Annotated in this window: 21 protein-coding genes; all 21 read left to right on the top strand. The window is 45.8% G+C overall.

Annotated features, from left to right (window positions below):
- The first annotated feature begins 65 nt into the window (after nucleotides 1-65).
- Nucleotides 66-827: a ClpP family protease gene (locus ACRRNK_RS13660; protein ID WP_433946897.1), complete on the top strand. Its 762-nt coding sequence runs from the start codon at nucleotides 66-68 to the stop codon at nucleotides 825-827.
- Nucleotides 824-1,054 carry a YlzJ-like family protein gene (locus tag ACRRNK_RS13655; RefSeq protein ID WP_433943282.1) on the top strand — a complete coding sequence of 77 codons (231 nt, stop codon included), beginning with the start codon at nucleotides 824-826 and terminating at the stop codon, nucleotides 1,052-1,054. Before ACRRNK_RS13660 ends, ACRRNK_RS13655 begins: the two co-directional genes overlap by 4 nt.
- Before the next feature lie 66 nt (nucleotides 1,055-1,120).
- On the top strand, nucleotides 1,121-3,736 hold the full coding sequence (locus ACRRNK_RS13650) for a DNA translocase FtsK (protein ID WP_433943281.1): 2,616 nt from the start codon (nucleotides 1,121-1,123) through the stop codon (nucleotides 3,734-3,736).
- A 151-nt stretch (nucleotides 3,737-3,887) separates the two neighbouring features.
- Entirely contained in the window at nucleotides 3,888-4,769 is an 882-nt protein-coding gene (gene sleB / locus ACRRNK_RS13645; protein WP_433943280.1) for a spore cortex-lytic enzyme, read from the top strand.
- Nucleotides 4,770-4,922: 153 nt separating this feature from the next.
- Entirely contained in the window at nucleotides 4,923-6,203 is a 1,281-nt protein-coding gene (gene yfmF / locus ACRRNK_RS13640) for an EF-P 5-aminopentanol modification-associated protein YfmF (protein ID WP_433943279.1), read from the top strand.
- A 3-nt stretch (nucleotides 6,204-6,206) separates the two neighbouring features.
- Nucleotides 6,207-7,490, top strand: coding sequence for an EF-P 5-aminopentanol modification-associated protein YfmH (yfmH, locus tag ACRRNK_RS13635; RefSeq protein WP_433943278.1), 1,284 nt, complete (start codon nucleotides 6,207-6,209; stop codon nucleotides 7,488-7,490).
- The gene (gene ymfI, locus ACRRNK_RS13630; RefSeq protein WP_433943277.1) at nucleotides 7,487-8,254 is read left to right on the top strand and encodes an elongation factor P 5-aminopentanone reductase; all 768 of its coding nucleotides are present in this window, start codon (nucleotides 7,487-7,489) and stop codon (nucleotides 8,252-8,254) included. The genes yfmH and ymfI overlap by 4 nt, the downstream gene beginning before the upstream one ends.
- Nucleotides 8,255-8,350: 96 nt before the next feature.
- On the top strand, nucleotides 8,351-8,605 hold the full coding sequence (locus ACRRNK_RS13625) for a DUF3243 domain-containing protein (RefSeq protein WP_127199722.1): 255 nt from the start codon (nucleotides 8,351-8,353) through the stop codon (nucleotides 8,603-8,605).
- Between the two features lie 222 nt (nucleotides 8,606-8,827).
- Nucleotides 8,828-9,595: a DUF3388 domain-containing protein gene (locus ACRRNK_RS13620; RefSeq protein ID WP_433943276.1), complete on the top strand. Its 768-nt coding sequence runs from the start codon at nucleotides 8,828-8,830 to the stop codon at nucleotides 9,593-9,595.
- Between the two features lie 30 nt (nucleotides 9,596-9,625).
- Nucleotides 9,626-10,702, top strand: a complete 1,077-nt coding sequence (locus ACRRNK_RS13615; protein ID WP_433943275.1) for a helix-turn-helix domain-containing protein — start codon at nucleotides 9,626-9,628, stop codon at nucleotides 10,700-10,702.
- Between the two features lie 207 nt (nucleotides 10,703-10,909).
- Nucleotides 10,910-11,401 (top strand): YajQ family cyclic di-GMP-binding protein, encoded by a 492-nt coding sequence (locus ACRRNK_RS13610; RefSeq protein ID WP_127199725.1) that lies wholly within the window; start codon nucleotides 10,910-10,912, stop codon nucleotides 11,399-11,401.
- Nucleotides 11,402-11,629: 228 nt separating this feature from the next.
- On the top strand, nucleotides 11,630-12,223 hold the full coding sequence (gene pgsA, locus ACRRNK_RS13605) for a CDP-diacylglycerol--glycerol-3-phosphate 3-phosphatidyltransferase (RefSeq protein ID WP_433943274.1): 594 nt from the start codon (nucleotides 11,630-11,632) through the stop codon (nucleotides 12,221-12,223).
- Nucleotides 12,224-12,279: 56 nt separating this feature from the next.
- A complete protein-coding gene (locus ACRRNK_RS13600; protein ID WP_433943273.1) occupies nucleotides 12,280-13,548 on the top strand; it encodes a competence/damage-inducible protein A in 1,269 nt (422 codons plus the stop codon).
- Between the two features lie 275 nt (nucleotides 13,549-13,823).
- Nucleotides 13,824-14,885, top strand: coding sequence for a recombinase RecA (gene recA / locus ACRRNK_RS13595; RefSeq protein ID WP_433943272.1), 1,062 nt, complete (start codon nucleotides 13,824-13,826; stop codon nucleotides 14,883-14,885).
- Between the two features lie 78 nt (nucleotides 14,886-14,963).
- On the top strand, nucleotides 14,964-15,791 hold the full coding sequence (locus ACRRNK_RS13590) for a regulatory protein RecX (protein WP_433943271.1): 828 nt from the start codon (nucleotides 14,964-14,966) through the stop codon (nucleotides 15,789-15,791).
- Nucleotides 15,792-16,103: 312 nt separating this feature from the next.
- Nucleotides 16,104-17,645: a ribonuclease Y gene (rny, locus tag ACRRNK_RS13585; protein ID WP_127199730.1), complete on the top strand. Its 1,542-nt coding sequence runs from the start codon at nucleotides 16,104-16,106 to the stop codon at nucleotides 17,643-17,645.
- A 103-nt stretch (nucleotides 17,646-17,748) separates the two neighbouring features.
- Nucleotides 17,749-18,543 carry a TIGR00282 family metallophosphoesterase gene (locus tag ACRRNK_RS13580; RefSeq protein WP_433943270.1) on the top strand — a complete coding sequence of 265 codons (795 nt, stop codon included), beginning with the start codon at nucleotides 17,749-17,751 and terminating at the stop codon, nucleotides 18,541-18,543.
- A 125-nt stretch (nucleotides 18,544-18,668) separates the two neighbouring features.
- A complete protein-coding gene (locus tag ACRRNK_RS13575) occupies nucleotides 18,669-18,929 on the top strand; it encodes a stage V sporulation protein S (protein WP_006286829.1) in 261 nt (86 codons plus the stop codon).
- A gap of 105 nt (nucleotides 18,930-19,034) precedes the next feature.
- Nucleotides 19,035-19,994: a dipeptidase gene (locus ACRRNK_RS13570; protein WP_433943269.1), complete on the top strand. Its 960-nt coding sequence runs from the start codon at nucleotides 19,035-19,037 to the stop codon at nucleotides 19,992-19,994.
- Nucleotides 19,995-20,210: 216 nt separating this feature from the next.
- Entirely contained in the window at nucleotides 20,211-21,986 is a 1,776-nt protein-coding gene (locus ACRRNK_RS13565; protein ID WP_433943268.1) for a 2-oxoacid:acceptor oxidoreductase subunit alpha, read from the top strand.
- A gap of 1 nt (nucleotide 21,987) precedes the next feature.
- On the top strand, nucleotides 21,988-22,854 hold the full coding sequence (locus tag ACRRNK_RS13560; protein WP_433943267.1) for a 2-oxoacid:ferredoxin oxidoreductase subunit beta: 867 nt from the start codon (nucleotides 21,988-21,990) through the stop codon (nucleotides 22,852-22,854).
- Nucleotides 22,855-22,932 lie beyond the last annotated feature (78 nt).

Genomic DNA, 22,932 nt, shown 5'->3' with positions numbered 1-22,932 from the left:
CACGGCATACTAACCAGGTGACTGCAAAATTTGCAGAATAAGCGTAAAGTGGAAGGATGGGCATGATGAATAATCAGCAATTATCGCCAGGTAGTACAAGTTTTCACTCAGAATTACCTCCACCTGAAGCACCCGCTGAGAAAAAGCCACCGGTAGTGGATTACATTCAGCAGCTAGGTCAAACTTCAGTGCCAGCAGCCGATATATCCAATCTGTACTGTCTGACCATTATAGGACAGATCGAAGGACACATCGTTCTTCCGCCTCAGAACAAAACTACGAAGTATGAGCATTTAATTCCCCAGCTTGTTGCTGCTGAGCAGAATAAGCAAATCGAGGGAATCCTGATTATTCTGAATACGGTAGGAGGAGATGTTGAAGCAGGTCTGGCTATAGCTGAGATGATCGCTTCACTTACTAAGCCAACTGTAACAGTAGTTATTGGCGGAGGTCACAGTATTGGTGTGCCGATTGCCGTATCCTCGGACTATTCCTTCATTGCGGAAAGCGCAACGATGACCATACATCCAATCCGCATGACGGGTCTCGTGATCGGTGTTCCCCAGACTTTTGAATATATTGAGAAGATGCAGGAAAGGGTGGTCCGCTTTGTAACCTCCCACTCTAGAATTTCATCGGAATTATTCAAAGAGCTAATGTTCAAGACGGGTGATCTGAACCGGGATATAGGAACAGCTGTAGGCGGAGCCGATGCGGTAAATTACGGTCTCATTGATGGACTGGGCGGGATTGGAGAAGCCCTGACTTACTTGAATCGTTTGATTAGCGAAAGAAAGGGTTCGCAGACAGGGGGCTTGACTCAATGACCCATTACACCATAATTCCGTGGGAGTTAATATGGGAGAGCTCGGATATCGAGGAGACATACGGAGAAGTTGAAGTGGGCGGGGTACTTCTGCAGGTTCGTCTTGAGCAGGGGAACAAGGCAACGATTGTTCGGATGCTTAGAGGGGAGCTGGAAGATTATTTGAATCCAAGCTATGCGCCCGGTCAGGAGATTGTCTATCTGCCCTCCCTCCAAAATCGACGTTAAACGACGGGTTATCCTATAGGTTGCCCCCTTGGAATATGTTATAATATTCTTCTGGGGGTGGTCCTATTGGCCGGGAAGCGAAAGAAGAAAAAAGCCACATTAGGCAATGTGCTTAAATACGAAATTTACGGGATCATCCTGATCACATTATCCATAATTGCTCTGGCTGGTGAGGCGGCCGTGGGACACACTTTGTTTAAGATGTCTGCCATGATCCTGGGCAAGTTCTACTTCGTCATTCCCCTTGTGGGAATATATGTGGGCTTGACCGTTATGATTCACCGCAAATGGCCCTCCAAATGGAGCTCCAGAAGAACAGGTGTAGTTATGATCGTGTGTGCACTTGCACTCATGAGTACGATATCAGCGATGCAGTATAAGCTTGCTCCTGTGCTGCCGATTACACCAAGCAATATTTTAATGCAAATTCATCATGATCTGCAGTTCGCTCTGACTAAGGTCGGTTCAACCGGTGTAGCGTCCATGTTCAATCTGGACATCAGCGGCGGCTATGTAGGTGCGCTGGAATTTATCCTTTTCTATGTATTGTTCGGAATTACGGGTGCCAAGCTCATGATGATTGTGATGTTCGCAATCAGCTTTATGCTAATAACAAATCTGTCCTATGTGGAATTGTTTAGTATCCTTAAGAATCGTACAGGCAAATTGGCAGCTCAGTTAAGCCGTAAGTACCGGCTGCTTCGTCCTTCTCCTGTAGTAACGGAAGGGAAGACTAAAGGAAAGGCCAAGGATGTTAAAATCAAGCCTATTCCAGAAACAGATGATTATGATTATGAAGATGAGGATCTCGAAGAGCGCCCACCCGTACAGGAAAGAGCGCGGACTAAACCCGTCTTCTTCCAGCTTCTTGGATTTAAAGACAAGAGCGAACAGTTACAGCAGGGAGCACCATTACAAGAAGATCGTGAAGATGATTACGCAGATGGTAATTGGAACCAGGAGGAATTACATACGGAATTCGGAACTGAGCCCCAGCGGAATGAACCTAGTCTGATCATTCGTGATTTCTTCGACCAGATTCAGCGTGAGGATCGAATCGAAGATGAGAAGGATGATTCTGGAATACATCAGGATGAGGACTCACCTTCAGCCTTCGTCTCACAAGAAGATTTAGGTGATCCAGTTGATATATCCCAAGTTGCTCAAGACGGGATTACCCCGCCGGGAGAAGCAGAGTTGTCCGGTTCAGATGAGCTTATCGACAGCTTGCCTGTCCTTCCTCCTAAGCCCGCGCCAAAACCGTACAGGCTTCCTTCTTTCAAATTATTGTCGAAAGGGACCAGTGGTGCTAAAGCAGGTGATCAGGCAGATTATATGCAGACCGCACGTAAGCTGGAAGCAACGCTGGAGAGCTTCGGAGTTCGGGCCAAAGTGCTGGAGGTAGTACGCGGACCTGCTGTTACTAGATACGAGATTCAGCCTGATATAGGGGTTAAGGTTAGCCGAGTCGTGAATTTGACCGATGATATTGCACTTGCGCTTGCGGCCAAGGACATCCGGATGGAGGCTCCTATTCCCGGCAAATCGGCCATTGGAATCGAGGTGCCGAATAGTGAAGTCTCTGTAGTTACCATGCGTGAAGTCATGGAGACTCCAACGTTTCAGGATGCCGAGTCCAAGCTGTCTATCGCCTTCGGAAGAGACATTTCTGGACAAACTATTGTGGGGAATTTGGCCAAGATGCCCCATCTGCTCGTTGCCGGAGCTACGGGTTCGGGTAAATCTGTGTGCATCAACGGAATTATTACAAGCATTCTATATAAGGCCAAGCCAGATGAAGTTAAGTTTCTGATGGTGGACCCTAAAATGGTTGAGCTTAATATGTATAACGGAATTCCGCATTTGCTTGCTCCTGTTGTGACAGACCCTAGAAGGGCTTCATTGGCTCTGAAGAAGATTGTCGTGGAGATGGAGAAGCGATATGAGATGTTCTCCAAATCAGGGGCACGTAATGTGGAAGGTTATAACAACATGATGAAGGATAACCCGGCTGCCGTTCTTCCCTACATTGTCGTGATCGTGGATGAGCTTGCGGATCTGATGATGGTTGCAGCTAATGATGTGGAGGATGCGATTGCGCGTCTTGCTCAAATGGCCCGCGCAGCGGGAATCCATCTGATCATAGCAACTCAGCGGCCATCGGTCGACGTAATTACAGGGGTTATTAAAGCTAATATCCCATCGCGTATCGCCTTTGGTGTGTCTTCCCAGGTCGATTCCCGCACAATACTGGACATGGCTGGAGCCGAGAAGCTGCTTGGCCGGGGGGATATGCTCTTTATGCCTATGGGAGCTTCCAAGCCCGTACGTGTGCAGGGGGCATTCATGAGTGACCAGGAAGTGGAATCCATTGTGGATTATGTGCGTGGACAAGCTCAGGCCGAATATGACGAGACCTTAATACCTGAAATCGATGATACTGCACAAGAGCCAGAGGAACAGCTCGATGAGCTGTATGATCAGGCTGTCCAGATTGTGCTTGAAGCGAAGCAGGCATCCGTATCCCTGCTGCAGCGCCGGATGAGAGTTGGCTACACCCGTGCTGCCCGGCTTATTGATTCTATGGAAGCCCGAGGCATAGTGGGTCCATATGAAGGCAGTAAACCAAGAGAAGTTCTTACTTCGATTGAGCAATATAGACAGAGTAGAGTAAGTTCTTAATTTCTAGCATTGACAAATGCCCCGCACTTTGCTGCGCGGGCTCTTTTTTTTTGATTGGCTGTGATCTTTCATACCAGTGAATAGGAAGAGGCAGGGGTTGTCATACTAAAGTTACCATCTCAACACACAAGAGAAAGGCAGGACTTGACGTATGAACAACAAGAAAATCTGGTTGGCTGCCGGATTGGCCTTATTATTGGTCTGTACACTACTTGGAACTTTCCATCTGAGTAAGACAAAAATCACGCCAGCCACAAAAGAGAGTCACGATAATGCGTTACCCGTATTCAGTTCTCAGGTCATTAAGATGGGTTCTTTCGGACAGGATGTATACGAGCTTCAAGGAAGACTAGCCTATCTTGGATTTTATCATGGAAAGCTTGATAGCCATTTTGGGGAGAGCACCCAAAAGTCTTTGAAATGGTTCCAGTCAGAATTCGGAATGACACCGGACGGTCTTGCTGGCGCCCAGACTAAGTTAAGGCTCTATAACGCCACCAAGGACTGGCAGCCCAAAGCATCCTCTTATAACCCAAACCCTGATCAGAATGCCGAAACTGAAACAACGGAGTCAGGGAAAGGTGAAGGACAGAATACAGCAGCCGAGAATAACAAATCTAATAATAAAGAATCTAATAATAACTCAGGCGAGCTTGATGCCTCGAATCCGCTTGGTCTTTCCGAGAATGATCTTAAGATTATGGCCAATGCGGTAAACGGTGAGGCACGGGGTGAGCCATTTGAAGGGCAAGTCGCAGTAGCGGCGGTCATATTGAACCGCGTTAAATCACCTAGCTTCCCGAAAACGGTCTCAGGTGTTATCTTTCAACCTGGTGCATTTACGGCCGTAGCTGATGGCCAGATCTGGCTGGAGCCGAATGAATCTTCACGAAAGGCAGTCAGAGAAGCATTAAACGGCATGGATCCTTCCGGGGGATGCCTGTACTACTTTAATCCGGAGACAGCGACATCGAAATGGATCTGGACAAGACCGCAGGTTAAGACCATTGGGAAGCATATCTTCTGTATGTAAAAGTGAAGTCTGGTAGAAGAAGCAACCCAGGGGCTCCCCCCGGTTGCTTCTTTACTTTGGAATGGTATAGAATGGATTTAAATTTGGCTGAATTATGAAAAAGCAACTGATTGAATATACTTAACAATAGTCTCTCGTAAAGGGGTTTTGTCCTTGAACAAGTCTTTGTTTGAACGCGGAAGCGTAAACAATATCCGAATTCACGTACTGCCGACCAAAAGGTTTAAAACTTTTGCGATTTCTGTATATGCCGGAATTCCCCTCCAGGAAGAAACGGTAGCAACAACAGGGTTAATCCCGTTCGTTCTGCGTAGAGGTACTGTTTCCTATCCGGAGACAACCAAGTTCAGGGAACAGCTTGAGCAGCTGTATGGGGCTGGATTTGGCTTTGATATTTATAAAAGAGGCGATTACCAAATCGTACAATTGCGAATGGACACTATTAATGACTCCTTTGTGAGTAGTGAGGAATCACTACTGGAGCAATCCTTCTCTTTCCTCGGGGAGGTCCTCACCCAGCCAGTGACCGAGAATGGAACCTTCCGTGCCTCATATGTTGCAGCAGAAAAGGAAACGGTCCGCAAAAAACTGGAATCGATTATTAACGATAAAATCCGCTATGCAGCTGAGCGATGCCTAGAAGAGATGTTCCGAAACGATCCTTACCGTCTTCATCCACTTGGAAGCCAAGCTGCGCTAAGCGGTATTACTCCAGAAGGTCTATATCGTGCTTACGAAAGCTGGCTGCAAGAGGTGAATCTGGATTTGTATGTGGTTGGGGATACTTCTCTGGATGAAGTCACCCGTCTTGTGGAGAAGAGCTTCAAGATTGAACGTCCCCATGAGAAGCAATATGCCAAGACGAATATTAGCTTTGAGACCGGTGATGTGCGCACCGTTGAGGAGAGCCTGAACGTGAATCAAGGCAAGCTCAACCTTGGTCTTCGAACCTCGATCAATTATGGCAGTGACGAGTATGCTTCGGCGCTGGTTTATAATGGTATTTTGGGCAGCTACCCACATTCCAAGCTGTTCATTAATGTGCGTGAGAAAGAAAGTCTTGCGTATTATGCTTCCTCAAGATACGACGGACACAAAGGAATGGCAACCATTCAGTCCGGAATTGAGATTGCCAACTATGAGAAGGCGCTTGAGATTATTAAGAATCAGCTTGAGGCTATGCGCCAAGGTGAAATCAGTGACCTTGAGCTTAGTCAGACTAAAGCGATGATTCGCAACCATGTAGTTGAGATGCAGGATTCCGCATTTGAGATGATCGCTTACGACTTTAACCGGGTTATTTCAGGTAAGGAACGAACAGCGGAAGAGCTTCTTGAGCAGGTTGAGCAGATTACTTCCAAAGAGGTAACGGATGCTGCCCAGACGTTCCATTTAAATACCGTTTACTTTTTGAAAGGCGAGAAGGGGGAATAACCGGTGGAGAAATTTCAGTACGAGAAACTTCAGGAAACCCTGTACCATGAAGTGATGGATAACGGACTTCAAGTTTACGTTCTTCCCAAGCCGGGTTTCCAAAAGACATACGCAACATTCACCACTAAATATGGCTCAGTTGATAACCACTTCCGTGTTGAAGGCCAGGAAGAAATCTCTGTGCCGGATGGAATTGCTCATTTTCTCGAGCATAAAATGTTTGAGGAGCCCGAAGGTGACATTTTCGCGACATTTGCTTCTCAAGGCGCTTCCGCGAACGCTTTTACGAGCTTCGATCAGACAACATACCTGTTCTCGTCAACCGAGAACATTGAAGCCAATTTGGAGACACTGATTAATTTCGTGCAGAACCCTTATTTTACGGATCAGAATGTGGACAAAGAAAAAGGTATTATTGGGCAAGAAATTGGCATGTATGCGGATAATCCGGATTGGCGAGTGTATTTTGGCTTAATTGAGGCCTTATACAAGGTTCATCCGGTCCATATAGATATCGCGGGAACCGTGGAATCGATTGGTACGATTACCAAAGAGACACTTTACACCTGCTACAATGCTTTCTATCATCCAAGTAATATGCTTCTGTTCGTTGTAGGCGGGGTGAAGCCTGAAGAAGTATTTAATCTGGTAAGAGCAAATCAGGCCCGTAAGGACTATAAGCCACAAGGTAGAATTGAGCGTTTGTTCGATGATGAGCCCACATCTGTTAATGAACGCAGACGCACTACCGGATTGCCCGTATCCCTTCCTAAGTGTTTATTCGGCTTCAAGGAGACGAAGCTTGGAATTACGGGTGTGGAGCGGATTAAGCTTGATCTGACGACCAAGCTTGCCCTTGATTTGCTATTCGGCTCAAGTACCGAGCTATATCAGAAGCTGTACGACCAGGATTTGATATCGGATGGATTCGGCCATGAATATAACAGTGATCCCAATTATGCTTTCTCGGCCATAGGTGGAGACACCCGTGACCCGGAAGAGCTGCTAAGAGTGATCGCGGAAGAAGTAAATGCCCTTATTCAAACGGGCTTTAAGCCGGAAAATTTTGAACGTGCGCGGAAGAAGAAGATTGGTGGATACCTGCGCATGATGAATTCACCTGAGAATATTGCTCATGAGTTCACCAGGTACAAATTTAGGGGCGGCGATCTATTCGAGGTTCTTCAGGTATATGAGTCAATCACCCTTGATGATGTCAATCAGCGTCTCAAAGAGCATATTAATTGGGATCAAATGGCAGTGTCTCTTGTGGTGAGCCCTGAATGAGTTTTGAAAGTGGGAGAGAGAAGAATATCAAGAATATGACCGTATTAATTACGGGAGCAAGCAGGGGAATAGGGGCATCCATTGCTGAAAGGTTCGCCAGAGAGGGACTAAATGTGATCATTCACTATAGCAGCTCCCATGAGAAGGCTAATGAGGCGGCCCGCAGATGCATGGCATATGGTGCCAAAGTGCTTACCATTAGTGCGGACTTAAGAGTTAGGGATGATATTATCCGCATGAAAGAGAAATTAGAATTACACGGATTATTCCCAGATATTCTGGTGAATAATGCGGGAATTGCCAGTTACGGGATGCTGGAGGATTTAACTGAAGAGCAATGGGACGATGTAATGAATGTGAATCTGAAGGGTGTATTCCTTTGTACACAGACATTTATGCCCTATATGGTCCGTAGGCGTTTTGGACGAATTATTAACGTCTCCTCCATTTGGGGGATGTCGGGGGCTTCATGCGAAGTTGCCTATTCTGCCGCCAAGGGCGGAGTTAACGCATTTACCAAGGCACTCGCCAAGGAATTGGCTCCCTCTCTGGTCACGGTTAACGCCGTGGCCCCAGGGGCGGTTCACACGGATATGATGGCCAGCTTTGAGGAGGCGGAGCTGCGCCGGCTGGAGGAAGAGATTCCTGCCGGAAGACTAGCTACCCCCGAAGAAGTCGCGTCACTGGTTTACTTTTTGGCCCTGCCTGAATCTGGCTACATCACGGGTCAGATTATTAGCCCAAACGGCGGCTGGATTACGTAGGTCACCCAAATTATCCCGCTGTATAATCTGATTCCAATAATCACATATTACAACTGTTGATCTTAAATCTTAGCGCCATGCGAAGGAGGATTTATCATGTCAACAGTGCTGAATAATTTCGATTCTTGGAAGAAGTTCCTTGGAGACCGGGTGAAACATGCGGAAAATGCGGGTATGAGTGAAGAAAGCATTTCCAATTTAGCCTACGAAATCGGCGGGTTTCTAGACGACAAGGTTGATCCTCAGAACGCCTCAAACCGGGCTCTCAAAGAGATCTGGGATGTGGGCAATGAGGAAGAACGCAGAACCATTGCGAAGCTGATGGTGAAGCTGGCTAAGAAGTACGCCTAGATCAACACCCTGGAAAAGCTCCCTTTTTGGGAGCTTTTCTGCCATATTCTGAGGTGGACTTGCCTTTCAAAATTATTTTATATATCATTAACAGGTAATGTTGATTTGAATAAAAATAACATTAATTTGCGTTAATCCACCAAAATATTAGATTTATGCAAAATTAATCGGATTTTTTGTTGAAATTTATACAAAGAAAGCTGGATGGAAGAGGTGAACCGGTTGAAGCAAACACAGTGGTACATGGAGTACAAAATACATAGAAACCGGCCGGGACTTCTGGGGGATATCGCTTCCATGTTCGGTATGCTTGGGGTTAATATTCTAACCATTAATGGGGTTGAAGGACAAACCCGCGGCATGCTGCTGGAATGTGAAGATGATGAGAAGATTGCTCTTCTGGGCCAAATGCTCAGCAAAGTTGATAATATTACGGTTCTAGCGCTGCGCAGCCCACGGCTCGTGGATATTTTGGCTGTCAGACATGGTCGTTATATAAATAGAGATTCTGATGACCGCAAAACGTTTCGATTCACACGCGATGAGCTTGGGTTGCTTGTAGACTTTTTGGGTGAATTATTTAAAAGAGAGGGTCATCAGGTGATTGGCCTTCGAGGTATGCCGCGGGTAGGGAAGACGGAATCCATTATTGCAGGCAGTGTCTGCTCCATGAAGAGATGGACTTTTGTGTCCTCTACGTTATTAAGACAAACCGTCCGCAGTCAGTTATCTGAAGAAGAGTACAACCCGAACAATGTATTTATCATTGATGGAATCATTAGTACGATTCGTTCGAATGAGAAGCATTACCAGCTTCTTGAAGATATTATGACTATGCCTTCAACTAAGGTCATTGAGCATCCTGATATTTTCATTAAGGAGTCGAAGTACGAGTACAGTGACTTTGATATTATTATTGAACTTCGTAACAATCCGGACGAGGAAATCGTTTATGATACGTTTACTACGCTTTACACAGAAGATGTATAACTGCGCTGAATATTGACAGGAGGTGATGGTATGTCGGATCTGGGCCAGCAATTGAAGGAGGCCAGACTTCAGAGAGGTTTGTCGCTGGACGATGTTCAGGAAATGACAAAAATTCGTAAAAGATATTTAGAAGCCATCGAGGCGGGAGATTACAAAGTGCTCCCAGGAAGCTTTTATGTGCGAGCTTTTATTAAGACATATGCAGAGGCTGTTGGTGTGGATTCAGATGGCCTGCTTGAGGAGCATCGGAAGGATGTTCCGGTATCTGAGCCGGAACCTACCATGGAGCCCGTAATTCAGAAGAGAAGAAGCAGCCATGCTGCTACCGAGCGGAATTCGAAATGGCTGTCAACAACGCTAATGTGGTCTTTTGCAGCGCTGATTGTGATTGTGATTTACATTGTTGTCTCGAGAAATCATGGATCTGACAGCAATAAGACACCTGATCCGACTCCGGTTACAGATACCAAAGCACCAGTCACAACAACTCCATCTAAGACAGAGACTACTTCACCTCCTGCACAAGGCGGGGACCAAAATACTGGGGGCGGGCAGACCGGTACAGATAGCCAAGGACAGACAACGGTACCGGGAACAGGAACAACGGACCCGAATTCTGGTACTGCTGAAGGTACCCAGCCCGGGACAGGTACAGATGCAACAGGAACCGGTACTGTGGATTCAGGTACGGCTACGGTAACGCCTGATGGGAAGAAGGGCAGCACGACCAAGTTCAAAGTAACCAGCAGTGGTGCTACACCGGTCAAAGTCGAAATTAAGGCTTCCGGCAAAAGCTGGGTGGAAGTGCGGAAAGGAACCTCACGAGGTGAGAAGTTGTTCTACCAGAATATTGAGGACGGGGAAACCCAAAGTTATGATCTTGGGCCTGAAGGGCTGTACATTAAATCAGGAAATTCAAATAACACTGTAATTACGGTTGGGGGTAAGGTTGTGACTGATGGAAAAAATACAACCAAAATCCAGCTGAATTTGGATGACGGCACTTCAGCTCAAAGTACAACTGACTCCGGTTCTAGCGATTCAACGAGTGAGACGACGGACTCTAGTACTACGGGAACGGATACCACTGGCACAAGCACCAATTAGGTTACAGTCCTTGGATTACTGCGTCTGTGTTTGGCTTTTACCCGAATAACAAGGGCTTGAGGCTATAGGTACAATTAAGCAGATATACCAACACTCATGACAGGCGTCTATACCGGTTTGAAGCGGTTTGACGTCTGTCTGTTTGTGTTACAAGAAAGTTTTTCATATAATAATAAAACATAAGACGAACGAAGGGATTGTGACAAGATGAGTAGTGAAAGTTCTTTTGATATCGTGTCGAAAGTAGACATGCAGGAATTAACCAATGCGATACAGCAGACAGAGCGTGAGCTAGAGACTCGTTATGACTTTAAGAACAGCAAGAGTTCGATTAAAGTCGAAAAGGATGTTCTGGTTGTAACCTCGGATGATGAGTACAAACTGACCTCAGTTATTGATATTCTGCAGTCGAAGATGATCAAGCGGGGACTGCCGATCAAGAACCTGGAGTACGGTAAAGTGGAACCTGCCTCATTAGGCAGTGTTCGTCAACGTATTACTTTGAAGTCAGGCATTGACCAGGATAATGCTAAGAAGATCAATATCCTCATCCGTGATTCCAAGCTTAAGGTGAAGAGTCAGATTCAGGGAGATCAGGTCCGTGTAACCGGGAAAAGCCGGGATGATCTGCAGAGTGTTATTCAACTTCTTCGCAAAGCGGATTTGTCTGTTGACCTTCAATTTACGAATCTTAAATAATACCGTAGGGTCTCTTGATATGCTCCGAAATGCATATCTATCGAGACCTTGCTTCATTTTGACACGGTATAAGCCGTATATTATACTTGTAGGGATAAAACGGGGAACGGCAGCAGATCACTGGGGGTACAAGATGACAGCTAACGATTACGTCATAGTTCTTAAGCAGTATAATTTAGTTCATTTTTTTACATATTCTATTCATGATTTGTCAGGGGAGGGTGTTCGATGAATTTGCCCAACCGAATTACATTAGCCCGCATATTTATGATTCCGGTAATGTTGGTGTTCCTGCTTGTGAACCTGAACATGGACTGGTGGTCATATCCTTTGACTTGGGGAACCTACACGCTTCCGCTCAATCATTTGATTGGAGCTCTACTGTTTATTATTGCAGCTAGTACGGACGGGATTGATGGCTATCTAGCACGCAAAAATAACATGGTGACTAATTTGGGGAAATTGCTGGATCCATTGGCAGATAAGCTCCTGGTCGCTGCGGTGCTGGTCTCTCTTGTTGCACTAGGCAAATGTGATGCATGGATTGCTGTTGTTATCATCAGCCGTGAATTTGCTGTAACCGGATTACGTGAGGTAGCCCTGCTTGAGGGTTCTGTTATTGCGGCCAGTAAATGGGGTAAAATTAAAACAATCACTCAAATTGTTGCAATCTCAGCCCTGCTTTTGAATAATTTTCCCTTTGCCTGGGTACAGTTCCCCTTTGACGATATTGCGATTTGGGTTGCGGCTCTGATTACGATTTACTCTGGAATTGACTATTTCATTAAGAACAAGAACATACTTTCTTTCTCCAAAGTTTGAATTTTACTAGAAGAGGATGCCATTTGCCCTTCTTAACGAGGGAGTTGTGATAGCAAATGAAAGCTGAAATTATTGCCGTAGGGACAGAGCTTTTGCTTGGTCAAATTGTAAATACAAATGCCCGCTATTTATCAGTGGAATTAGCAGCACTTGGAATCGATGTTTATTTTCAAACTGTGGTCGGAGATAATCTGATACGGCTCCAGCAGGCAATCAAGATAGCGGAGGAGCGGGCTGATCTAATTATTTTCTCAGGCGGCATTGGGCCTACTCAGGACGATCTCACGAAAGAAGCTTTGGCAGCAAGTCTTGGACGTGAGCTCCATATCGACCGCCAAGCGATGGATAACATTGACCGTTTCTTTAAGGATCGGGAGCAGCCAATGACGGAGAACAACCGGCGTCAGGCCTTGGCGATCGATGGCGGAACTCCACTGCCCAATGAGACAGGACTCGCTGTGGGTAATGCAATCACCCAAGGGGAAAAGCATTATATCGTCCTGCCTGGTCCGCCTAAAGAGCTGATGCCGATGTTCGAGAACCAGGCTAAGCCATGGATTATGAGTCATGTGCTCACAGGAGAAACACCGCTCTACTCCAAAATGCTGAAGTTTGCTGGAATCGGGGAATCCGCACTGGAGACGAAGCTGCTGGATTTAATTGAATCGCAGAGTGATTTGACTATTGCTCCTTATGCCAAGGAAAGTGAAGTGACAATCCGGCTGTCTACCAAGGCTCCGCTTGAAAGCGAAGCCCTTGCTAAGCTTGATGGCATGGAGAAGGTTATTGAGCAGCGTTTATCTGATTACTTATACGCTAATCGGGACGTACCTATTGAACAGGTTATTGTGGAAATGATGACCGAGATGAACTTAACGGTCAGTGCTGCCGAAAGCTGTACTGGCGGACTATTAATGCAGGGGATCACATCTATTCCCGGAAGTGCTACAGTATTCATGGGCGGACTTGTATGTTACTCCAATGAAATGAAGAAAAAGCTCTTAAATGTACCTGCGCATCTTCTTGAAGGAGAAGAGGCACCGGGAGCCGTTAGCAAGGAAACAGCTGAAGTATTGGCTGAACAGGTTCGTATTATTACGGACACGGACTTCGGATTGTCTATTACAGGTGTGGCAGGCCCAGCATACTCAGAAAGGAAACCGGTTGGCCTCGTATATATCGGGATTTCTGAGCGGAATGGAGCAACCAGCTCGTTTGAATTGAATCTTAAAGGCAATCGTGAGACGATTCGTCTTAGATCTGCCAAAGCCATTCTTTATCGACTTTGGCTACGCCTTAAGGAATTGCGGTCACAACATGAATAGTGTATTTAGCCCGTAGAACTCTAGCGCCAAATGCTAAACTTGCAGCTGGGAATATACTAAGGTATAATTAAGAGACGGAAGAACCGTAGCAAACTAAAGTGTTGCTGCGGTTCTTTTGTGTTAATATTTGGAAATCGCGGCACCGCAGAAGAGAGGTGTCCGCTCAGAAAAAAACGAATGTATGTTCTAAAAAATGCTTGGCAAACGCTTCTAAACAAGGTACAATTATAAATGTAAGGCTTTCCTGTATTTATCATTTTGAAGGATGTGAGCTAATGTCAGATCGTCGTGCAGCGCTGGATATGGCGCTTCGTCAAATAGAAAAGCAGTTCGGTAAAGGATCAATTATGAAGCTTGGGGAATCCACTCATATGCAGGTGGAAATTGTTCCCAGTGGTTCTATAGCATTGGATATAGCTCTTGGTACTGGCGGATTACCCCGTGGCCGTATTATTGAAGTATATGGACCGGAATCTTCCGGTAAGACAACTGTTGCATTACACGCCATAGCTGAGGTACAGAAGGTAGGCGGACAAGCTGCATTTATTGATGCAGAGCATGCGCTTGACCCATCTTATGCGGGTAAGCTTGGTGTTAACATTGATGAATTGCTTCTGTCCCAGCCGGATACGGGCGAACAAGCTTTGGAGATTGCGGAAGCACTGGTTCGCAGTGGAGCTGTAGATATTATCGTTATTGACTCTGTTGCCGCTCTTGTTCCTAAAGCGGAAATTGAAGGCGAGATGGGAGATTCCCATGTGGGCCTTCAAGCAAGATTGATGTCCCAAGCCTTGCGTAAGTTGTCCGGGGCAATCAGCAAATCCAAGACGATTGCGATTTTCATTAACCAGCTGCGCGAGAAAGTGGGAGTTATGTTCGGTAATCCCGAGACTACACCTGGTGGCCGGGCATTGAAGTTCTATTCAACTGTTCGACTGGATGTACGTCGTATCGAAACTATCAAAATGGGTAACGATATGGTAGGTAACCGTACAAGAATCAAGGTAGTTAAGAACAAAGTGGCTCCTCCATTCAAACAGGCTGAGATTGATATCATGTATGGTGAAGGGATTTCCAAGGAAGGAAGTCTGATTGATATCGGAGTTGAGCAGGATATTGTTGATAAGAGTGGCGCTTGGTATTCATTCTCTGGTGAGCGTTTGGGGCAAGGACGTGAGAATGCGAAGCAGTTTCTTAAAGAGCACCCGGAAGTTGCGGATGTTATTGAGAATAAGATTCGCGAAGCCAGCAATTTGACTACTGTTGTCCCAGCAGCTTCTGCAAGTGAAATTGAAGAAGAAAGCAAAGAAGAGCTTGCTCTTTTTGCAGATGAATAAATAATTTAGTGTGGCGCTCTATCGAAGGTGTTTACCGGAGACGGAGCGTCTTCTTATTATATAGCGGAGAATATTACAATGGATGAGGGAAAGTATAGAAAAACTTCAAATGGACGGGAGAAGTATGTAAGTTCGCGATCGAATAAGCAGCTACAGGAGCGGGGAATTTACGATATTTCGGAACAGTACGAGCAGGATGAAGAAGATTTTGACGGCTTGGCGGATTTTCCAGAAGATGAGGCTTTAAGCATTACTGCTGTGGAAAGTCTGAAGCGGCCAAAGTTTCGATACCTCATTCATTTTGGCCCGCATCATGTTCAAGTTCATGAAGATGTAATGATCAAGTATAGGATGATTAAGGGGAATTCATTTACCAAGTCGGATCTGCTTGAAATCATAGCCGCTGATGAGAAGCAGCAGGCTTATGTTGATGCCTTGAATTACCTGGGCCGTAAGCCCCGAACTACCCGGGAAATATCTCATCGCTTGAAGGAAAAAGGCAGGGAAGATCAGGTTATAATAGAGACTGTTGCAAGACTTGAGAAAGAAGGGCTTGTTAACGATGCATTGTACGCTCAGGAATGGGCTGGCCAGCGTATTAAGAACCGGGGTAAGGGTAAGATGTGGGTTAGACAGGAACTGCGTCAGAAGGGCGTTTCTAAGCCTCTGATTGAGGAAGCACTTGGGAGTGTATCAGAGGAAGAGGAATTCCGTAGCGCATTAGATATGGGCGCGAAGAAGTGGCGTCAGACCAGCGGAGAGATAATGGACAGAAAGCGCAAGACAGGGTCTTATCTGATGAGACGCGGCTTCCCTGGCTTGCTTGTGTCGCGAGTCCTCCGATCCTTAGTACAGGAACAACAGGACTCCATAGATGGTGAAATGGACTATGCTGAATTTGATTGAACCACTTGTAGAGAGAACACGGTCATATGCTTGACAATTTCTTTCATCAAATAATAAAATGAACTTGAATCTGTATCGATAGAGTCCCTTTTTCCTTCCAAAGAATGCGACTTCTATATTTAGATTCTTATCACCAACTATGAAGGTATACTGCCTGTCAATTTCTGTGTACTTTCGCAGAATCTACTTGAGCAGCTTACTGAATTGGCATGTGTACATCGTTTTATTTGTATGATGATGGATGTAACATTATTGACAACTGCACACATCCCAGGGAATACCTTGGACTAATCAACGAGGAGGTGAACAGAAATGGAACCTTGGATTTCGATTATTCTCGTTGTAGCCGCACTATTCTTTGGGTTCGTGATCGGATATTTTATTCGCAAATCTCTTGCTGAAGCTAAAATTTCCAGTGCTGAACATGCTGCCAGTCAAATCCTGGATAATGCGAAGAAAGATGCAGAGGCACTGAAGAAAGAAACGGTTCTCGAAGCGAAGGATGAGATTCATAAGCTAAGAGCCGAAGCTGATAAAGACATTCGTGAACGTCGGAATGAAACCCAACGGCAGGAAAGACGTCTGTTGCAAAAAGAAGAGTCGCTGGATAAAAAATTAGAATCACTGGAACGCAAAGAAGAGCAAGTGGCCAACAAAGAGAAACGAATTGAGGAAACTCAACAGCAAATCGATTTAATTTACAAAAACCAGGTCTCCGAGCTTGAACGTATTTCCAACCTGACTATGGAAGATGCGCGAAGCATTATTCTGACAAACGTAGAACAGGAAGTAAGACACGAATCGGCTCAACTGATCAAAGATATCGAACAGCAGGCTAAAGAGGAAGCGGATAAGAAATCCAGAGAAATCATTACCTTGGCGATTCAGCGCTGTGCTGCTGATCACGTGGCCGAGACTACCGTGTCTGTGGTAACGCTGCCGAACGAGGAAATGAAAGGACGGATTATCGGACGAGAGGGACGTAACATCCGTGCTCTTGAGACGCTTACAGGTATAGATCTGATCATCGACGATACGCCGGAAGCGGTTATTCTGTCAGGTTTCGATCCTATTCGCCGTGAAATTGCAAGAACTGCACTCGAGAAATTGGTGGCAGATGGCCGGATTCACCCTGCCAGAATTGAAGAAATGGTTGAGAAATCACGCAGAGAAGTGGATGAACGTATCCGTGAGTACGGGGAACAAGCTACATTCGAGGTGGGTGTACACGCCCTCCATCCGGATCTGATTAAGATTCTCGGTCGCCTGAAGTTCCGGACAAGCTACGGTCAGAATGTTCTGAAGCATTCGATGGAAGTGGCTTATCTTACCGGGCTTATGGCTGGAGAACTTGGAGAAGATATCGTACTCGCGAAACGTGCCGGACTTTTGCATGATATTGGTAAAGCGCTTGATCATGAAGTGGAAGGCTCTCATGTTGAAATTGGCGTAGAGCTCGCGAAGAAATACAAGGAGCATCCGGTCGTTATTAATAGTATAGCTTCTCACCATGGTGATGTTGAAGCTACTTCTGTTATTGCCATGCTGGTAGGTGCAGCCGATGCACTGTCCGCGGCAAGACCGGGAGCCCGCCGCGAAACACTTGAAACGTATATTCGTCGACTTGAGAAGTTAGAGGAAATCTCAGAATCTTTCGAAGGTGTCGAGAAATCTTACGCAATTCAAGCCGGACGGGAAGTTCGGGTTATGGTGCAGCCTGAGAAAATTGATGACGCGGAAAGCTTCCGCTTGGCAAGAGATATCACGAAGATGATAGAAAGTGAACTGGATTATCCAGGTCATATCAAAGTTACTGTCATCCGGGAGACTCGGGCGGTTGAATACGCAAAGTAAAGGAAATGCTGAGAAGTGGCCCCTTAAGGGGGGCCGCTTTTTCATTGAGTGGAATTGTGACTTAATGTAAGAGGTTCCGCAGAATAGAAGGGAATGAACGTACATGAAGGTCTTGTTTATCGGAGACATCGTAGGGAATACAGGCAGGAAAGCGTTAAAAGAGACGCTTCCTTTGCTCAAAACAAAGCATAATCCCCATATTATTATTGCGAACGGGGAGAATGCGGCGGCTGGTCGGGGAATAACCGAAGCAATTGCTAAAGATTTTTTCGATATGGGTATTCATGGTCTTACCATGGGAAATCACACCTGGGATAACAAAGAGATTTTTGATTTCATCGATGATGAGCCTAGGATGATTCGTCCCGCGAATTTCCCTCCAGGGACTCCTGGACTCGGAAGTACGCTTATCAAAGCGAATGGCAAGGAGTTAGCTATTGTTAATCTGCAGGGAAGAACGTTTCTTCCGGCAATTGACTGTCCTTTCAGAGCAGCTGATGAAATTGTTGACCGGCTTAGGCAAAAGCACAAAAACATCCTGGTAGATTTCCATGCCGAGGCAACGTCCGAGAAAATTGCCATGGGCTGGCATCTGGAAGGCAGGGCTTCTATGGTAGTGGGTACGCATACACATGTGCAAAGCAATGATGATATCGTGCTCCCGGGAGGCACAGCCTATATTACCGATGTTGGCATGGTCGGCTCACGTGAAGGTATTTTGGGAATGGAAAAGGATGCGGTGTTAAGGAAATTCAAAACTCAGCTTCCGGTAAGATTCCAGGTGGATTCGGGCAAATGGCAGTTCCATGCTGTTCTGGTTGACATTGAGGATGGCACTGGGCGTGCCAAGAGTATTAAGAAAATAAGACTTCTCGAAGATGAGTGGATTATGGATTAGAAGCAATGCTAGCCGGGTAAGTATCTTGTGGAAATGTAAAGATGGGTAAAAGAAGGAATTATTTCACTTTTCACGAATAGAATTAATTAGTGGAATCAAACCATCATTCCCAGGAGGTACTTACCATGGAGGTATTAAAAGTTTCAGCAAAATCCAATCCAAACTCCGTTGCCGGTGCGTTAGCAGGAGTACTAAGAGAACGTGGGGCTGCTGAACTTCAGGCTATTGGGGCAGGTGCTCTTAATCAAGCCATCAAAGCAGTCGCGATTGCCCGGGGATTCGTAGCTCCTAGCGGAGTGGATTTGATTTGCATTCCTGCTTTCACGGATATTGTTATTGATGGAGAGGACCGGACGGCAATAAAGCTGATCGTAGAGCCAAGATAAATAAGGATAATTACTCTGCCTGTTTACACTTGTAGACGGGCTTTTTTGCATGTGATTTTCTCAGTAGAACTTAAGTACCCTTACCCCGAGAAAGGTGAGTGAGCTATGAAATATGAGGTGATAGATTTTCACTGTGACGCACTAAGCAAGATGCAGTTCAACGACCATATTAATTTTCAGAAAGACAGTAGACTGGATGTGGATTTGGAGAAGCTGAAGCAAGGGAATGTAAGTTTGCAAGTTTTTGCCATATATCTATCCGAAAGGCTGGGTAGCCCCAGATTCAGCCATGTGCTGGATCAAATCCAGATTTATCAGGAGAAAGTAGTGAAAAGCGGTATAAGACCTCTATGCTGGCAGGAGGAAATGGATCAACAGACTAAGGGGCAGCCATGGGGACTGCTCTCATTGGAGGGTGCAGATGGGCTGGAAGCTAATCTGCAATATTTAAGGATCAGCTTTGAGCAGGGAATTCGATTCCTAGGGATCACTTGGAACTATGCGAACTGGGCTGCGGACGGGGTCCTGGAGCCGAGAAATGGTGGTTTCACCAAGAAAGGACTGGAGCTAGTTCAAGCTTGTCATCATCTAGGGATCATTCTGGATGTGTCACATTTATCGGTAAAAGGCTTTTGGGAGCTTGTCACACAGGCCAAGCAGGCAGATAGACCTTTCATTGCCTCACACTCCAATGCATACCGCATTTGTCCGCATCCACGGAATCTACATGATGAACAGATCCAGGCGATCATCAGTCTGGGGGGCAGAATAGGAATAACGTTTTTTCCTAACTTTGTGAAAACAAATGGGCCAGTTCAATTATCTGATCTATTAAGACATATTGAACATATCTGTTCGTTGGGAGGAGAACAGCATCTCATGTTCGGATCAGATTTTGATGGGATTGATGCCTATATATCCGGGCTTGAGGACGCAGCCAGCTATCCATATCTGGTGTCGGAGTTACTCAAGCACTATCCGGAAGCGCTGGTAAAAAGATGGCTTTTTGGAAATGCGGAATCGTTTTTAAGAATCCATCTCCCAAAAAGAAAGAAAACGCTTTAATCAATCTTGTGTAGAGATCGTTCCAATCGCAAACAACTATATGAAAATCTCGAGAAAACGCTTGCTTTTTAGTCTGTATAGACATAAAATTGACATGGTTATGACAATAGATAGTCATAATCGGCATAGGTCTTTAGATATACCAATGTCTCTTTAACTCTCTAATTATGTAAGTTGATATCTCCTAATGGGATACGATTGAAGGGGTGGGCGATCTTGATTAATCAATTATCATGGAAGATCGGTGGACAGCAAGGTGAAGGTGTAGAAAGTACAGACCGTATTTTCTCTACAGCATTGAACAGACTAGGTTACTATTTGTATGGATACCGTCATTTCTCCTCACGGATTAAAGGCGGACACACAAACAATAAAATTCGTATCAGTACAAACCCGATTCGGGCAATTTCTGATGATCTGGATATTTTGGTTGCTTTTGACCAAGAAAGTATTGATTTTAATGCACACGAGCTACGTGAAGGCGGAGTCGTTGTAGCAGATGCTAAATTTAATCCAGTAATTCCGGAAGGAACGAAAGCTACCTTGTTCGCGGTGCCAATTACGGCGATTGCGGAGGAGCTTGGTACTTCCCTAATGAAGAATATGGTTGCTTCTGGGGCTTCTTGGGCACTGCTCGGACTTCCTCTTGAAGTATTTAATAAAGCAGTTGAAGAAGAATTCGGACGTAAAGGTCCGGCTATTGTAGAGAAGAATATTGAAGCAGTACGCCGCGGTGCGGAATACGTGCTTGAGCTTGCGGGCGGACCGCTTGAAGAGTTCAAGCTTCAGCCTGCCGATGGCAAACAAAAGCTGTTCATGATCGGTAACGATGCAATTGCACTGGGCGCACTCGCAGCCGGCTGCCGGATTATGAGCGCTTATCCAATTACACCTGCATCTGAAATTATGGAATACCTGATCAAGAAGCTGCCAAAGTTTGGCGGAACTGTTGTTCAGACTGAAGATGAAATCGCAGCCATTACCATGGCAATTGGTTCCAATTACGCGGGTGTAAGAACAATGACGGCTTCCGCCGGTCCTGGTCTGTCTCTGATGATGGAGGCTATTGGCCTTGCGGGAATGACCGAGACCCCTGTAGTTATAGTAGATACCCAGCGTGGGGGACCAAGTACAGGTCTTCCTACCAAGCAGGAGCAGAGTGACATTCATGCCCTGATCTACGGAACACATGGTGAGATTCCTAAGATTGTTCTTTCTCCTAGTTCAATTGAAGAGTGCTTCTATGATACGGTTCAGGCGTTCAACCTGGCTGAGAAGTATCAAGTGCCAGTCATTTTGGCGACTGACCTTCAGTTGTCCTTGGGTAAACAGTCTTGTGAAGAGCTCGACTACAGTAAGATTGTGATCGATCGTGGCAACATCGCAACCGAGATTCCTGATCGGGAAGACGGTTCACTCTTCAAACGTTACGAGCTTACAGAGAATGGTATATCCAGCCGTGCCCTCCCAGGTACTAAGAACGGGATTCACCATGTAACTGGCGTAGAGCATGACGAGACGGGTCGTCCATCCGAAAGCCCGGTTAACCGGATCAAAATGATGGATAAACGTCTTGGCAAGATGGATAACATTGAAGTTGAGAACCCAATCCATATTCAAGGTACTCATGAAGAGCCGGATCTATTGATTATCGGCATGGGTTCAACGGGTGGAACGATTGATCAGGCCCGTGTACATCTTGAAGCCGAAGGTGTGAAGACGAGTCATATGACGGTTCGCCTGCTGCATCCTTTCCCGGTACAAGAAGTGCTTCCACATATACAAAAAGCTAAGAACGTAGTCGTTCTTGAAAATAATGCGACTGGACAACTTGCCAGCCTGATTAAGCTGAATGTTGGCCTGCATGAGAAAATCAACAGTGTCCTGAAGTACGACGGTAACCCGTTCTTACCTTCAGAAGTATACTCGGAAAGCAAGAAAGTGCTGAGCGATGGCCCATCTGCTCAGAGACTAAGTGAGGAGCTGGTGTAAGATGGCAACTTTTAAAGAATTCCGCAACAACGTCAAACCGAACTGGTGCCCAGGATGCGGCGACTTCTCCGTACAAGCAGCCATTCAACGTGCGGCAGCCAACGTTGGTTTGGAGCCTGAGCAGCTTGCTGTAATTTCCGGTATCGGATGCTCTGGACGGATTTCCGGTTACATTAATGCCTACGGCCTACATGGTATCCATGGACGCGCCCTTCCAATTGCTCAAGGGGTTAAGCTTGCTAACCGCGATCTTACAGTAGTGGCTTCTGGCGGTGACGGAGACGGTTTTGCTATCGGCATGGGACATACCGTTCATGCGATTCGCCGGAATATCAATATGACTTACATTGTTATGGATAACCAAATTTATGGATTGACAAAAGGTCAAACCTCACCTCGGAGTGGTGAGGGCTTCAAGACTAAGAGCACTCCTGAGGGTTCCATTGAGACAACATTGTCACCTCTGGAGATTGCACTGTCTGCAGGTGCCACCTTTGTAGCTCAATCTTTCTCAAGTGATCTCAAACAGTTAACTTCCTTGATCGAGCAAGGAATCCAGCATGAAGGCTTCTCCTTGATCAACGTTTTCAGTCCTTGCGTAACGTTCAACAAGGTGAACACTTATGATTGGTTTAAAGAGAACATCGTGAATTTGGAAACTGTGCCTGATTATGATCCAAGCAACCGGGTTATGGCGATGACCAAGCTGATGGAGACTAACAGTATGATTACAGGTCTTATTTACCAGAATAAGGCGAAGAAGAGCTATGAGAATCTGGTACCTGGTTTCCGTGAGGAGCCTCTCGTTAACCAGAACCTGTCATTGACCGAGAATGAATTTGACAAACTTGTAGCAGAATTTAGATAATTTGATCCAAAGACAGTAGGGAAAGCTCCTACTGTCTTTTCCTTTTGATTCGGAAAGGAGTATAATGGTTAACGGTTT

Source organism: Paenibacillus sp. SN-8-1 (genome assembly GCF_050995535.1).
Lineage (GTDB): Bacteria > Bacillota > Bacilli > Paenibacillales > Paenibacillaceae > Fontibacillus.
The sequence above is the reverse complement of the archived record's forward strand: the minus strand, read 5'-3'. Positions and strand labels throughout refer to the sequence as shown.